This is a genomic window from Aquabacterium sp. (assembly GCF_035476535.1).
In the GTDB taxonomy this organism is placed as follows: Bacteria; Pseudomonadota; Gammaproteobacteria; order Burkholderiales; family Burkholderiaceae_C; genus Pseudaquabacterium.
The window spans coordinates 89,007-103,855 of the sequence record NZ_DATILJ010000330.1; the positions used below are offsets into that span (position 1 = coordinate 89,007).

Annotated in this window: 9 protein-coding genes, 1 tRNA gene and 1 pseudogene; 7 read left to right on the top strand and 4 right to left on the bottom strand. The window is 67.5% G+C overall.

The features are described 5' to 3' along the window. The first annotated feature begins 76 nt into the window (after nt 1–76). From VLK61_RS31825 to VLK61_RS31840, 4 genes are all read left to right on the top strand, one after another. Nucleotides 77–508 (top strand): NfeD family protein, encoded by a 432-nt coding sequence (locus VLK61_RS31825; protein WP_325427708.1) that lies wholly within the window; start codon nt 77–79, stop codon nt 506–508. A 27-nt stretch (nt 509–535) separates the two neighbouring features. Further along, nucleotides 536–1,447 carry an SPFH domain-containing protein gene (locus VLK61_RS31830; protein ID WP_325427710.1) on the top strand — a complete coding sequence of 304 codons (912 nt, stop codon included), beginning with the start codon at nt 536–538 and terminating at the stop codon, nt 1,445–1,447. Between the two features lie 50 nt (nt 1,448–1,497). Then, a tRNA-Ser gene (locus tag VLK61_RS31835) sits at nt 1,498–1,588 on the top strand. Between the two features lie 133 nt (nt 1,589–1,721). Next, entirely contained in the window at nt 1,722–2,549 is an 828-nt protein-coding gene (locus VLK61_RS31840; RefSeq protein WP_325427712.1) for a lectin-like domain-containing protein, read from the top strand. Nucleotides 2,550–2,592: 43 nt separating this feature from the next. Here the strand turns inward: VLK61_RS31840 and VLK61_RS31845 are convergent, their stop codons facing one another. Then, complete coding sequence (locus VLK61_RS31845) at nt 2,593–3,138, bottom strand: HD domain-containing protein (protein WP_414636899.1); 546 nt, start codon at nt 3,136–3,138, stop codon at nt 2,593–2,595. A 79-nt stretch (nt 3,139–3,217) separates the two neighbouring features. Between VLK61_RS31845 and VLK61_RS31850 the strand changes: the two genes are divergently transcribed. Beyond that, nucleotides 3,218–7,114, top strand: coding sequence for a S8 family serine peptidase (locus VLK61_RS31850; RefSeq protein ID WP_325427714.1), 3,897 nt, complete (start codon nt 3,218–3,220; stop codon nt 7,112–7,114). Nucleotides 7,115–7,151: 37 nt separating this feature from the next. Here the strand turns inward: VLK61_RS31850 and glgA are convergent, their stop codons facing one another. Together glgA and glgC are read right to left on the bottom strand one after the other, a co-directional pair. Next, nucleotides 7,152–8,630, bottom strand: coding sequence for a glycogen synthase GlgA (gene glgA, locus VLK61_RS31855; RefSeq protein WP_414636900.1), 1,479 nt, complete (start codon nt 8,628–8,630; stop codon nt 7,152–7,154). After that, nucleotides 8,627–9,895, bottom strand: a complete 1,269-nt coding sequence (gene glgC / locus VLK61_RS31860; protein ID WP_325427716.1) for a glucose-1-phosphate adenylyltransferase — start codon at nt 9,893–9,895, stop codon at nt 8,627–8,629. The genes glgA and glgC overlap by 4 nt, the downstream gene beginning before the upstream one ends. A gap of 198 nt (nt 9,896–10,093) precedes the next feature. Between glgC and VLK61_RS31865 the strand changes: the two genes are divergently transcribed. Then, nucleotides 10,094–12,541, top strand: a complete 2,448-nt coding sequence (locus VLK61_RS31865) for a glycogen/starch/alpha-glucan phosphorylase (RefSeq protein WP_325427718.1) — start codon at nt 10,094–10,096, stop codon at nt 12,539–12,541. A 312-nt stretch (nt 12,542–12,853) separates the two neighbouring features. Here the strand turns inward: VLK61_RS31865 and tyrS are convergent, their stop codons facing one another. After that, nucleotides 12,854–14,116 carry a tyrosine--tRNA ligase gene (gene tyrS, locus VLK61_RS31870; RefSeq protein ID WP_325427720.1) on the bottom strand — a complete coding sequence of 421 codons (1,263 nt, stop codon included), beginning with the start codon at nt 14,114–14,116 and terminating at the stop codon, nt 12,854–12,856. 194 nt (nt 14,117–14,310) lie between these two features. Between tyrS and VLK61_RS31875 the strand changes: the two are divergent. Then, nucleotides 14,311–14,849 (top strand): annotated as a pseudogene (locus tag VLK61_RS31875) (hypothetical protein); the annotation flags it as partial.

Genomic DNA, 14,849 nt, shown 5'->3' on the forward strand with positions numbered 1-14,849 from the left:
CCATGGCCTGCTGATGACGCGGCCGATCCTTGTGCCATGGCTACACTGGCCCCCCCGAACCCGAGGCGGTGAAGCGATGGACTGGAACGCATCCACCTGGTGGTGGCTGGGCACGGTGGCCCTGGTGGCAGCCGAACTGGCCACCGGCACCTTCTACCTCCTGATGCTGGCTGTCGGCACGGCGGCGGCGGCACTCGCCGCGCATGCGGGCTTGTCGAGCACGGGTCAGCTGGTGATCGGGGCTCTCGTCGGCAGCGGTGTCGTGGCGCTGTGGTACTGGCGCCGCAGCAAGCAGTCGACCAACGGCGCCACTGACCCGGCACTGAACCTCGACATCGGCGGCAGCGTGCAGGTCTCGCACTGGCATCCCGACGGCAGCGCGCGGGTCTACTACCGCGGTGCCGGCTGGGATGCGCGCTATGCCGGCGAGGGCACGCCCGCCCCGGGCGAGCATGTCATCCGGGCGGTGCAAGGCAGCCGCTTGCTGCTCGATCGCCCCGCCCCTTGATCACCCCCCTTTGCTACGGAGCGCTACATGGAAATCATTGCACTGGTGCTGTTCATCCTGGCGGCGATCTTCGTCGTGCGCTCGATCAAGGTCGTGCCGCAGCAGAACGCCTGGGTCGTCGAGCGGCTGGGCAAGTACCACGCCACGCTGACGCCGGGGCTGAACTGGCTGGTGCCCTTCGTCGACCGGCTGGCCTACCGCCATTCCTTGAAGGAGATTCCGCTGGACGTGCCCAGCCAGATCTGCATCACCAAGGACAACACCCAGCTCACGGTGGACGGCATCCTGTACTTCCAGGTCACCGACCCGATGCGCGCCAGCTACGGCTCGTCGAACTACATCGTCGCGATCACACAGCTGGCGCAGACCACGCTGCGCAGCGTGATCGGCCGCATGGAACTGGACCGAACTTTCGAGGAGCGTGACCAGATCAACGCCGGCGTGGTGGCCTCGCTGGACGAAGCCGCGCTGAACTGGGGCGTCAAGGTGCTGCGCTACGAGATCAAGGACCTGACACCGCCGGCCGAGATCCTGCGCAGCATGCAGGCGCAAATCACCGCCGAGCGCGAAAAGCGCGCGCTGATCGCCGCGTCCGAAGGCCGGCGCCAGGAGCAGATCAATATCGCCACAGGTGAGCGTGAGGCGTCGATCGCCCGCTCCGAAGGCGAGAAGCAGGCCGAGATCAATAAGGCCATGGGTGAAGCCGCCGCGATCACCGCGGTGGCCGATGCCACGGCCGACGCGATCCGCAAGATCGCCTCGGCCATCGAACAGCCCGGCGGCTCCGACGCGGTGCAACTGAAGGTGGCCGAAAAAGCCATCGATGCCTATGGCCAACTGGCCAAGACCAACAACACGATGATCGTGCCCGGCAACATGACCGAGGTGTCCGGCCTGATCGCCACCGCGATGGCGGTGATCAAGCGCGCGACACCCTGAGGTCTCGGAACCGAGCCAAGCCTCGGCTAGAATTCAAGGCTTCGTCCCGCGGAGGGATGGATGAGCGGTTTAAGTCGCACGCCTGGAAAGCGTGTGTGGGTTAACAGCCCACCGCGGGTTCGAATCCCGCTCCCTCCGCCAGCATGGAATACCAGCGCCCCGTCCCCGGGGCGTTTTTGTTTCTGCCGCTCGGCACCCCATGGCAACGCCGCTAACGTTTGCCTAACGGTCAGCCCGCACAGTGGCCCGGTCCATCACCCCACCGGGATCCACCATGAACATTCGAATCCTGACATTGGCCACGTTGCTGGGTACTGCCTTGCACGGCGGCGCCATCGCGCAGCAAGGCGTCAGCCTGGCCACCGGCCTCACCGACTTCACGCAGTGGACGCTGCTCGGCAGCGCGCAGGCCAGCAACACCACGCCCGGCAACGGCTTCACCTACAGCAACCTGATGCTGACCGCGCCCGGCACGGGTGGCCAGGGCGGCGCGGGCTTTGCGCCCACTGCGCTGACGATGGACTTCAACCAGGCCTTCAGCTTCGACTTCCACTTCTTTATCCCGGTCAGCACGGACCTGCGCGGCGACGGCCTGACCTTCACGCTGGCTGGCACACCCGCCCTGGGCGGCGCGGGCAGCGGCCTGGGCTACGACGGATTGGGGTCGGACAGCGTGGCCTTTGCGATCGACACCTTCCACTTCGACGACGAACCGGTGTCCCCCAGCCTGCAGATCCTGGCCGGCGGCAGCGTGACGCCGCTGGCCGCCACCGAAACCGGACTGGGCGACAGCATCCGCGACCCCAACTTCCAGTGGCTGGCGGTCGTGAACTACCAGCCCTCGGGCAACGACGATTTGGCCGGCACGCTGACGGGCACGATCTCGCACATCAACCTGGGCAGTTTCAGCGTCGGTGCCGCGGTGGACTTCAGCGGCCTGGCCGGCGCGCCGGTGTACTACGGCTTCACGGCCGCCAACGGCGCGGCCACCGACGGGCACTTCGTGACCTCCGCGATGCCGATACCGGAACCCCACGCTGGCTTGCTGATGCTGTGCGGTGGCCTGCTGCTGGCCGCATGGGCACGCCGCCGCCTGGACTGACCCGGCCCGCGCGGGCCACGGCGCCTGCCCCGCCGGCCCGTGCCTAGGGTCGGCCGCGGTAGGCCGCGTCGAACACCGCTTCCAGCCGCGCATCGATGCCGCGCAGCCGGTCGATCACCGCCTTGGCCCAGTCGAAGTACTCGCGCTTGCGGTCCAGCGACCAGCCGGCCGGCGGTGAATCGGCCACGTCGCGCAGGTTGCAGATCTTGTCGGCCAGCTTCACGCGCTTGGCCTTGTCGCTGATCGTTGCCGCGTGTTCGATCTGCAGGCGCTTGCGCTCCGCCTTCTGCAGGGTCTTGTCGTCGGTCACCTCGCCCACCAAGCCGGCGATCTCGGCGCCGAACTCGCGCGCCAGTTCCTCGGCGCTGGTGTCGGTGTCCTCGATCGTGTCGTGCAGCAGCGCGGCGCACAGCGTCGCCGCATCGGTGACTCCGCCTTCGTTGGCCAGCACGCAGGCCAGGCTCAGCGGGTGGTTGATGTAGGGTGACGCATTCACGTCCTTGCGCCGCTGGTCGCGGTGCTTGTGCGCTGCGAACATGCTGGCCCGCAGGATCAGGGCCAGACCATTCGGTTCGGGGATCGTGCTCATCGACGCATTCTTCCCTCGTTAGACTCCCGGCACAAGCCGCCCGGGACTCTCCCCGAGGCCGGCAGCACAGGGAGTGACGATGGTTTTGAGTTTGCACGGCGACGCGTCCGCCGCTGATGCGTTGTGGCCAGCGCAACGCGCACCCGGCCCACGGTTTCAGGTCAGCCCGGCCGATCTGGTCAGCGGCACACCTGACCTCGACTACCTGGAGGGCACCGACGGCAGCGATACGCTGCGCGGCCTGGCCGGCGACGACTCGCTGCAAGGTTATGCCGGCAACGACCTGCTCGATGGCGGCGCCGGCATCGACACTGCCTACTACGACGACGCCATCTCCGCGGTGACGGTGAACCTGCTGTCGGGCAGCGCCAGCGGCGGCAGCGGCACCGACACGCTGGTCTCGGTCGAGGACGTCTGGGGCTCGTTGTACAACGACTCGCTGATCGGCAACTACGCCGACAACACGCTGTACGGCGACTTCGGCGACGACTTGCTGCAGGGCGGTGGCGGCGACGACACCCTGAGCGGCGATACCGGCGACGACACACTCGACGGCGGCACCGGCATCGACGCGGCCGACTACTTCTTCGCGTTCGGCGCCGTGACGGTCAATCTCGCCAAAGGCCGCGCCTCCGGTGCCGACGGCAACGACCAACTGATCTCGATCGAGAGCGTCTTCGGCAGCTTCTACGACGACACGCTGACCGGCGACGAAGGCGTCAACTTCCTGTTCGGCTCGTTTGGCGACGACACGATCGACGGCGGCTTCGGCGACGACTTCACCGGCTTTCTTGCGACGCTGGCCGAAGCGACGGTGCGCTACGACCCAGCGACTGGCTGGCTCACCGTGAGTTCCGAACTGGACGGCACCGACATCCTGCGCAGCGTCGAGATGCTGTACTTCGGCGACGATTTTTTCGAGGCGTCGCAGTTCACGGCGGCGTCCCCACCGACACCGCTGCTGTTCAGCCCTGCCTCCGGGTCGACCGACGTGCTCGTCGGCAGCAACTTGCAACTGACCTTCAACGAGACAATCCAGCGCGGCACCGGCACCCTGCTGCTGCGCGACGGTGCCGGCACCGTGGTGGCCAGCTTCGATGCCGCCACCAGCAGCCAGCTCACGCTGGAGGGCGCCAACCTGAGCATCGATCCGCCGGCCCGGTTGTTGCGCAACACCAGCTACACGCTGGAACTCCCGGCCGGGGCCGTGCTGGACGCCGAGGGCAACCCCAACGCGGCCCATGCCAGCTACCACTTCCGCACCCATGCCGCTGCCGAGGTCTCGCTGCCCGAGACGCTCGCGGTCAGCGAAGGTACTGGCACGCTGCAAGTGATGGTGAGCCTCAGCGATGCGATGCCGCAAGCTGTGCAGGTCACCCTGCACATCGACAGCACCGGCACCGCCGGCGCGGCCGATGCCGACCTGAGCGCGGCCTCGCGCGTGCTCAGCTTCGCGCCCGGTCAGACGCAGTTGCTGGTCGACCTGGCCATCTTCGACGACGGCTTGTTCGAGCCCAACGAAGGCTTGCGCCTGACGCTGGACAGCCCGAGCGGTGCCGTGCTCGGCAACGATGCGGCGATGGTCACGATCGTCGACAACGACAACCCCGGTATCGCATTGCCCGACGATCCGCTGCGTGGCCAGCAATGGCATCTGTACCCGGGCACCGGCGCCAATGTGCTGTCGGTGTGGCCGGAGTACACCGGCGCGGGCGTGCGCATCGGCGTGTTCGACCAGGGCATCGATGCCAGCCACGCCGACCTGCACGACAACATCGATCAGGCCGCCGGCCGCCACACGGTCGACCTCAGTGCCGGCGGCAACCCGGTGTCGGACTCCGACAACCACGGCACCGCGGTGGCCGGCGTGATTGCCGCGGACCGCAACACCATCGGCGGCATCGGCGTGGCCTATGACGCCAGCCTGGTGTCCTTGTACTCGGCACTGGATGCCGATTCCGCCACCATCGAGATCCAGAACGCCTTTGCCTATGCGCAGGAACTTGACATCCTGAACGACAGCTGGGGCTATGCGCCGCAGTACTACCTGGATGCACCCTGGGCCTTCGAGGACAACTTCATCGATGCCGAGTTCAGCGCCAGCGGCGCCGCGCTGAAGGCGCTGGCCGAGCAGGGCCGCGGCGGCCTGGGCACCATCGTCGTGCAGTCGGCCGGCAACAGCTTCGAGTTCGGCGACGACACCAATCTGCACAACTTCCAGAACAGCCGCTACATCGTCACCGTGGCGGCCACCGATTACGTCGGTGAAGCCACCTCCTACAGCTCGCCGGGGGCATCGATCCTGGTGGCCGCGCCCGGCGGCGATGGCGGCGACGAGTTCGACTTCGGCAACATCCTGACCACCGACCGCCCGGGCAGCCAAGGCTACGGCCAGGAGGACATGGTGCGCATCGCCGGCACGTCGTTCTCGGCACCGGTGGTCTCGGGCGTGGTAGCGCTGATGCTCGAAGCCAACCCGCAGCTGGGCTACCGCGACGTGCAGCAGATCCTGGCCAGCAGCGCGCACATCAGCGCCGCCGAGGACAACCTCTGGCGCTACAACGGCGGGCAGCACTGGAATGGCGGCGGCCTGCACTTCGACGCCGAGGCGCACGACCTGGGCTTCGGCCTGGTGGACGCGCATGCCGCCGTGCGGCTGGCCGAGACCTGGGGCAGCGTGGCGGCCACGTCGGCCAATGACGTCGAGCTCAGCGCCACGCGCGCGACGCCGGCCGAGATCCCCGATGGCCGCTCATCCCTGACGCAATCGATCGCGATCACCGAGGCTATCGAGGTGGAACGCGTCGAGGTGACGGTGGACATCGAACACGACTACATCGGCGATCTGTCGCTGCTGCTGGTGTCGCCGGCCGGGACCTCCAGCTGGTTGCTGTCGCGCCCCGGCCAGAACGCGCTCACCGCCTTCGGCGTGCATCAGGAGGATATCCACTTCACCTTCAACACCGTGCTGAGCATGGGCGAATCGTCGCTCGGCGACTGGTCGCTGACGGTCTACGACAAGGCCGATGCGGACGTCGGCTCGCTGCGCAGCTGGACCTTGAACCTGGTCGGCAAGCCCGTCACGGCCGACGATGTCTACCTCTACACCGACGAATACGCCGAGGCGGTGCTGCAGTCGCCCACGCGCGCGACGCTGGCCGATGACGGCGGAACGGACACGATCAACGCCGCGGCCATCACCTCGGACAGCATCATCGATCTGGTGGCCGGCTCGCCGAGCTGGCTGGACGGCCAATCGTTCGCCGTCGCCGCCGGCACCGCGATCGAGAACGCGCTGGGCGGTGACGGTGCCGATGCACTGCTGGGCAATGCGCTGGCCAATGCGCTGCACGGCATGCGCGGCAGTGACGAGCTGGTGGGGCGCGGCGGCGATGACCGCCTGGACGGCGGTGCCGGGGTGGACCTCGCCCGCTACACTGGCCTGCGCGCCAGTTTCGACGTGCAGCGCGGTGCCACCGAATGGACCATCACCGACCGCAGCGGCGCAGAAGGCCTCGACACGCTGCTGGGCATCGAGCGGCTGGCCTTCGGTGACGCCGCAATCGCCTACGACACCGGCGCCGCCGACCATGGCGGCCAGGTGGCGCAGATCCTCCGCGCGCTGTTCGGCAGCAGCTTCCTGGCGAACCCGCTGTACGTGGGCATCGGCCTGGACCTGCTGGACCAGGGCATAAGCTACGGCGAGTTGGTGGCGCTGGCGATCGGCACCGGCGTCTTCGAACAACTGGCCGGCTCACGCTCCAACACCGATTTCGTGAAGCTGGTCTATCGCAACGTGGTCGGCAGCCCTGCCGACGCGGCGAGCCTGGCGGAGTACACCGGCCTGCTCGACAGCGGCGTGTTCACCCAGGCGGCGCTGGGCCAGCTGGCCTGCCAGGCGATGCTGAATGTGCAGAGCGTGGAACTGGCCGGACTGGCGCAGACCGGCATCGAGTACCTGCCGGCGCAGGGTTGAGGCCAGCGCGCCTGCGGCCGGACCAGGCCGTTCGGCTTCAGCCTGTCGCCACCCGGGGCGATTCGGCCCGCGATTGCCGGGCCTGCTGATAAAGCGCAAGGTACTCGTGGGCCGGCCCGGCCCAGGACAGGTCCTGCGCCATCGCGCGGCGCATCGTGGCCTGCCAGGCGGCCGGGTCGGTGCGCAGCGCCAGCGCGCGCCGCACGCAGGCCACCAGCGCGTCGGGCGTTGCGGCATCGAACACGAAGCCGGTGGCCCCATCGCGCACGGTATCGCCCAGGCCACCGACCCGCCGCACCAGTGGCAGGCTGCCGTAGCGCAGGCCGTACATCTGCGTCAGGCCGCAGGGCTCGAAGCGCGAGGGCACGGCAATCACGTCGGCGCCGGCCACCAGCTGGTGGGCCCGGGTCTCGTCGTAGCCGATGTGCACGCGCACGCGGCCCGGGTTCATCTGCTCGGCCATGCGAAAGGCGGCTTCCAGCGCCGGCTCGCCGGTGCCCTGCAGCGCCAGCTGCACGCCGTCCTTGACCAGCGCCGGCAAGGCAGCCAGCACCAGGTCCAGACCCTTCTGCGAGGTCAATCGGCTGACCACGGTGAGCAGCAGCGACTGATCGTCGAGATCCAGCCCCAGCGAGGCCTGCAGCGCTTGCCGGCAGGCCTGCTTGCCGTCCAGCCGCTCCGCGTCATAACGCGCCGCCAGAGCGGCATCGTTGGCCGGGTTCCACACCGCCTCATCGATGCCGTTGAGGATGCCGGCCACCTCGCCGGCGCGGCCGCGGATCACGCCGTCCAGCCCGCAGCCGAACTCGTGCGTGGCGATCTCGCGTGCATAGCTCGGGCTGACGGTGGTGACGCGGTCGGCGAACTTCAGGCCCGCTTTCATGAACGACAGCTGGCCGTGGAACTCCAGCCCGGAGGGCGCCATGAAGCGCGACGGCAGGCCCAGCAAGGTCCAGTCGTGGTGCGGGAACAAGCCCTGGAAAGCCAGGTTGTGCACCGTGAAGACCGAGGCCGCCGGCGTCGGCAGGTGGTCGGCGATGTAGGCGCAGGCCAGCGCGGCATGCCAGTCGTGCGCGTGCACGACGTCCGGTGCCCACGTGACATCGGCGTCCGCTGCCGCAAGGTGCGCCGCGACCCAGCCCAGCAGCGCGAAGCGGCGCTGGTTGTCCGGCCACTCGCCGCCGTCGCGCGCCTGGTAGGGGCCGCCGTCGCGGCGGTAGAGGTGCGGCGCATCGATCACGTACACCGGCAAGTGCGTGCCGGGCATGCGGCCCAGCAGCAGGCGCACCCGCAGCGCGCCGAAACAGGCCCCGATGTCGATCACCGGCCGTGCCGATTGCACCGCGTCCAGGATGGGCGGCAGGCCGGGCAGCAGCAGGCGCACATCGGCACCGGCCTCGGCCAGCGCCGGCGGCAGCGCCGCCACCACGTCGGCCAGGCCGCCAGTCTTCACCAGCGGGTAGATCTCGGCCGCCACATGCAGCACCCGCGGGCTGCCCCGGTTCACGCCATTCACGAGCTCAGCGCCTCCAGCATGCCGCGTGTCACCAGCGTGATGCCTTGTTCGCTGCGGTAGAAGCGGCGCGCGTCTTCGACCGCGTCTTCACCGATCACCATGCCGTCCGGAATGCTGCAGCCGCGATCGACCACCACGCGGTTCAGCCGCACGCCGCGTCCCACCTGCACACCCGGCAGCAGCACCGACCAGTTGACCTCCGAATGGGAATGCACGCGCACATTGGAGAACAGCAGCGTGCGGAAGGCGCGGCCCGAGACGATGCAGCCGCCCGACACCAGTGACTCGATGGCCATGCCGCGCCGGTCTTCCTGGTTGTGCACGAACTTGGCCGGCGGCAGCTGCGGCTGGTAGGTCCAGATCGGCCAGCGCGTGTCGTAGAGGTCGAGCTCGGGCACCGTGGCGGTGAGGTCGATGTTGGCGTCCCAGTACGCATCGATCGTGCCGACATCGCGCCAGTACGGCAGCCCGCCCGACTTGACGCTGACGCAGCTGATGTCGAACGGATGCGCCACCGCCTGGGCGTTGCGCACCGCGGCAGGAATGATGTCCTTGCCGAAATCGTGGCTGGAGTTCGGGTCGGCCATGTCGCGCTCCAGCTCGCGGTACAGGTAGCGCGCGTTGAACACGTAGATGCCCATGCTGGCCAGCGACATGTCGGGCTTGCCTGGGATGGCCGGCGGATCGGCCGGCTTCTCGATGAAGTCGACGATGCGGCGCTGCGCATCGACCGCCATCACGCCGAACGAGCTGGCTTCGGCACGCGGCACCTCGATGCAGGCCACCGTGCATTCGCGCCCCTGCGCCACGTGGTCGGCCAGCAGCAGCGCGTAGTTCATCTTGTAGATGTGGTCGCCGGCCAGTACCACGATGTAGTCGGCGCCATAGGCGGCCAGGATGTCCTGGTTCTGGTACACCGCATCGGCGGTGCCGCGGTACCAGTGCTCTTCGTCGATGCGCTGCTGCGCCGGCAGCAGGTCGACGAACTCGTTCATCTCGCTTTTCAGGAAGGCCCAGCCGCGCTGCAGGTGGCGCAACAGGCTGTGGCTCTTGTACTGCGTGATCACGCCGATGCGGCGGATGCCGGAGTTCAGGCAGTTCGACAGCGCGAAGTCGACGATGCGGAACTTGCCGCCGAAGTACACCGCGGGCTTGGCGCGCCGGTCGGTCAGCTGCTTCAGGCGGCTGCCGCGGCCGCCGGCCAGCACCAGCGCCACGGCACGCTTGGGGAGGTCGAGGCTGGAGGCAAGCTCGATGGTCGGCATGGTTCTTTGTCTCCTGTGAGTCCGGCGGCGCTGCGGAGCCCACCCCTGCAACGCGGGCCGGGAAGTGCCATGGTGCCATGTCTTTTGCGGGTGGTTGCGGGGCCGGGGCATGAATAATGCATTTCCGTCGGCGGCAAGCGACTGACTCTTTGCGCAGCGCCTGCCGCAACAGCGATTCCAGCCACGAGGATTCGAGACATGGCCTCAGACACCGACATCAGCGCATTCCCCTCCCTCGGCGTTGCCGAACGCATCGAGCAGCACCTGCTCCACACCGTCGGCGTGGCGCCCGACCAAGCCGGCAAGCGCGACCTGATGAACGCCGTCTCGCAGGTGGCGCGCGCCGAACTCTCGCAGCGCTGGGTGGCCGGCGAGGCGGCCGACCGCAAGGCCAAGGCGCGGCGGGTCTACTACCTGTCGATGGAGTTCCTGATCGGCCGCAGCCTGGGCAATGCGCTGGCGGCCCTGTCGCTGGACAGTCCGGCCGCGGCCGACCTGGCGCAGCATGCCGCCACGCTGGAAGACGTGCAGGCGCAGGAGCCCGATGCGGCGCTGGGCAATGGCGGCCTGGGCCGGCTGGCCGCGTGCTTCCTCGACTCGATGGCCACGCTGGGTCTGCCGTCCTATGGCTATGGCATCCGCTACGAGTTCGGCATGTTTGCGCAGACCATCCAGGGGGGGCGCCAGGTCGAGCATCCGGACCCCTGGCTGGCCGACGGCACACCCTGGGAGTTTCCGCGGCCCGAGCTGGCCTATCCGGTGCGCTTCGGCGGCTGGGTCGAACGCGCCGAATCGCCCGACTCACCGCCGCTGTGGCGGCATGCCGGCGAGGTCAGCGCCAAGGCCTACGACCATGTGATTCCCGGCCACGCCACCGCCCGCGTGGCCACCTTGCGGCTGTGGAAGGCCAGCGCGCCGGCGCACATGGACCTGCATGCCTTCAACAGCGGCGACTATGCACGCGCCGCCGAATACAAGAACCAGTTCGAGAACATCTCCTGGGTGCTGTACCCGAACGACAGCACGCCGGCCGGCCGCGAGCTGCGGCTGCGCCAGGAATACTTCTTCACTTCGGCCTCGCTGCAGGACATCGTCGCGCGCCACCTGGCCGAGCATGGCCAGCTCGGCAACCTGGCCGAGCAGGTAGCAATCCATCTGAACGACACGCACCCGGCCATCGGGGTGGCCGAGCTGATGCGCCTGCTCGTCGACGAGCATGGCTTCGTCTGGGCCGCGGCCTGGCGCATCACGCAACGCGTGTTCAGCTACACCAACCACACGCTGATGCCGGAGGCGCTGGAAACCTGGCCGGTGGCGCTGATGCAGCATGTGTTGCCGCGGCACCTGGAGATCATCTTCCGCATCAACCACGACTTCCTGCTCGAGGCCGGCGCGCACCGGCCCGGCGATGCCGACTTCCTGCGTCGCCTGTCGCTGGTCGACGAACACGGCGAGCGGCGTGTGCGCATGGCGCACCTGGCGATCGTCGGCAGCCACAAGGTCAACGGCGTCTCGGCGCTGCACAGCGACCTGCTGGTACAGACCATCTTCGCGGACTTCGCCAGCCTGTGGCCCGAGCGCTTCACCAACCTGACCAACGGCGTGACGCCGCGGCGCTGGCTGGCACAGGCCAACCCGAAGCTCTCGGGGCTGCTGGACCAGTCGCTCGGCGACGGCTGGCGGCGCGACCTGGGCACGCTGAAGCGCCTGCTGCCGCTGGCCGACGACGCGGCCTTCCGCCAGACCTTCATCGAGGCCAAACACGGCAACAAGCAGCGCCTGGCGGCGCTGATCCACCGCACCACCGGCGAGCTGGTGAATCCGGCCTCGCTGTTCGACGTCCAGGTCAAGCGCATCCATGAATACAAGCGCCAGTTGCTCAACGTGCTGCACGCGGTGACACGCTACCGCGCAATCCTGGCCCAGCCGCAGGCCGATTGGGTGCCGCGCACGGTGATCTTTGCCGGCAAAGCGGCGTCGAGCTACCACAGCGCCAAGCAGATCATCCGGCTGATCCACGACGTCGGCCGCGTCGTCAACCACGATCCGCGTGTGGGCGACCGGCTGAAGGTGGTGTTCATCCCGAACTACGGCGTCTCGGTGGCCGAGGTGATCATGCCCGGGGCCGATCTGTCCGAGCAGATCTCCACCGCCGGCACCGAGGCCTCGGGCACCGGCAACATGAAGTTCGCGCTCAACGGCGCCCTGACCATCGGCACCTGGGACGGTGCCAACATCGAGATCGCCGAGAACGTGGGCCTGGAACACATCTTCATCTTCGGTCTGCGCACCGAGCAGGTGGCGGCCTTGCGTGCCAGCGGCTACAACCCGCGCCGCTACTACGACCACAACTACGATCTGAAGACCGCCATCGACCGCATCGCCGAAGGCGCCTTCAGTCCGGAAGAGCCCGGCCGATTCCACGACATCACGCGCACGCTGCTCGAATCCGATTACTACCTGCTGCTGGCCGACTACGGTGACTACCTGGCGGCTCAGGGAAAAGTGGATGAGCTCTACCGCCGCCCCACCGAGTGGACGCGCCACGCGATCATGAACGTGGCCGGCATGGGCACCTTCTCGTCGGACCGAACCATCCGCGAGTACGCCGACCAGATCTGGAACGTGAAGCCGCTGTTTGCTTGATGGGTACGTTGGTGCTTCTCGCCTGCGCTACCTCAATGGACCGAGCGCCAGTGGTGACCGACTCCGCTCATGTCCCCCGGGGCCGCTTCGCGGCCCCTCCTCCTTTACTTCGCTGCGCCGGTCACCACTGTCACTCGGTCCGCGAACACCGTTGCGCCCAACTGTGGGAACGCCAACTTCACCTCGGATCGGGGTGACAGTGCGTTCTGTGCAGTGAGGTAAAGGAGGAGGACCGGCGCAGCCGGTCCGGGGGACACGAACGGCACAGAGCGCGCTGGCGCCCCGATCCCGCAAAGGTGCTGGCGAGAAAAGTCAGGAAAGCGTGACCCGAGCAAACTTGCGCTTGCCCACCTGCACCACACAGGTCCCGGCCTCGACTTTCAAGACCTTGTCACTGACAACAGCCCCATCAATGCGCACCCCGCCGCCATCGATCAGGCGGTTGCCCTCGCTGGACGATGCCGCCAGCCCCGCAGCCTTCAACAAGGCACCAATCCCCATCGGCGCACCCGACAACAACACCTCGGGAATCTCGTCGGGCACACCGCCCTTGCTGCGGTTGATGAAGTCCTGCTCCGCCGCATCCGCCGCCGCCGCGCTGTGGAAACGCGCCGTGATCTCCTTGGCCAGCATCACCTTCGCATCCTTCGGATTGCGGCCGCCTTCGATCTCCTGCTTCAACACCTCGATCTCAGCCAGCGACTTGAACGACAGCAGCGTGTACCAGCGCCACATCAGCGTGTCCGAGATCGACAGCACCTTGGCAAACATCGTGTTCGCGGCTTCGGTGATGCCGATGTAGTTGTTCTTGGACTTCGACATCTTGTCGATGCCGTCCAGACCTTCGAGCAGCGGCATGGTCAGGATGCACTGCGGCTCCTGACCGTATTCCTGCTGCAGGTGGCGGCCCATCAGCAGGTTGAACTTCTGGTCGGTGCCGCCCAGCTCCAGGTCGCTCTTTAGCGCCACCGAGTCGTAACCCTGCATCAGCGGGTACAGGAACTCGTGCACGCTGATCGGCGTGCCGGCCTTGAAGCGGTCGTGGAAATCGTTGCGCTCCATCATGCGCGCCACGGTGTACTTGGCGGCCAGCTGGATCATGCCCATCGAACCCAATGGAAGCGACCACTCACTGTTGTAGCGGATCTCCGTCTTCGCCGGGTCCAGCACCAGGCTGGCCTGCTTGTAATAGGTCTCGGCGTTGGCCTTGATCTGCTCGGTGGTCAGCGGCGGGCGCGTGTTGTTGCGGCCCGAGGGATCGCCAATCAGGCTGGTGAAATCGCCGATCAGGAAGATCACCTGATGCCCCAGATCCTGCAGCTGCCGCATCTTGTTGAGCACCACCGTGTGGCCGATGTGGATGTCGGGCGCGGTCGGGTCCAGGCCCAGCTTGATGCGCAGCGGCACACCGGTGGCCTCGGACTTCGCCAGTTTCTTCACCCAGTCGTCCTGCGGAATCAGCTCCTCGATGCCCCGCAGCGTCACCGCCAGTGCCTCGCGCACGCCGTCTGTCGGCTGCACCGTCTCCGAGGTGGGCTTTTTGACACCTTTTGTTTCGTTAAGGCTGTGATTCATAAGGGTTTTTTCAGATGCAACAGCCTGGGAACTGGCTATACTTTTGGTTTCCGAGCGTGGATTTTAGTGGTCCTGCCCCCGAGCGTCCCGGCGAGACGCAGCCCGCACCTTTGCGGGAGGGCCCGTTTCCTGCTTCAGATGCCTCTTCTTTTGATTGCGTGCCACCCCGGTGGTCCGCCAGCAGGAACCGTACCTTGATTTCAATCCGCCCGGACTCGCTACCCCAGCTTGCACGCTCTTCTTCCAGTCTCCTGGCCCGTGGCCTGATCCGGCATCCCCGCCGCATCATGCTCGGCGTGGGTGCGGTTTTGCTCGGCACCGGCGTGACGGCGTTTGGCATCGCCCCGCTGGCCCCCGATGCCGCCGACCTGCCCGTGCGGCAAGTGATCGAAGCGCTGGACACCGCCCCCCTGGGTGCCCCGCTGCTCACCGATGTCACCCTGCCCGCCGCCTCACTCACCCTGTTCCGCAGCGATCAGGTGCGCCGCGATGACACCGCCCAAAGCCTGCTGCAGCGCCTGGGTGTGGCCGACTCGGCTGCCTTGGCGTTCCTGCGCAACGACGCCACGGCGCGCCAGTTGTTCAGCGGCCGCGCAGGCAAGCTGGTCACGGTGGAAACCAACGACCGCCACGAACTCCAGCGCCTGAGCGCGCGCTGGCTGCCCGACGACGAACGCCAGTTCCAGCGCCTGGTGATCACCAGCGGCCCGCAGGGCTACAACGTGCAACTCGA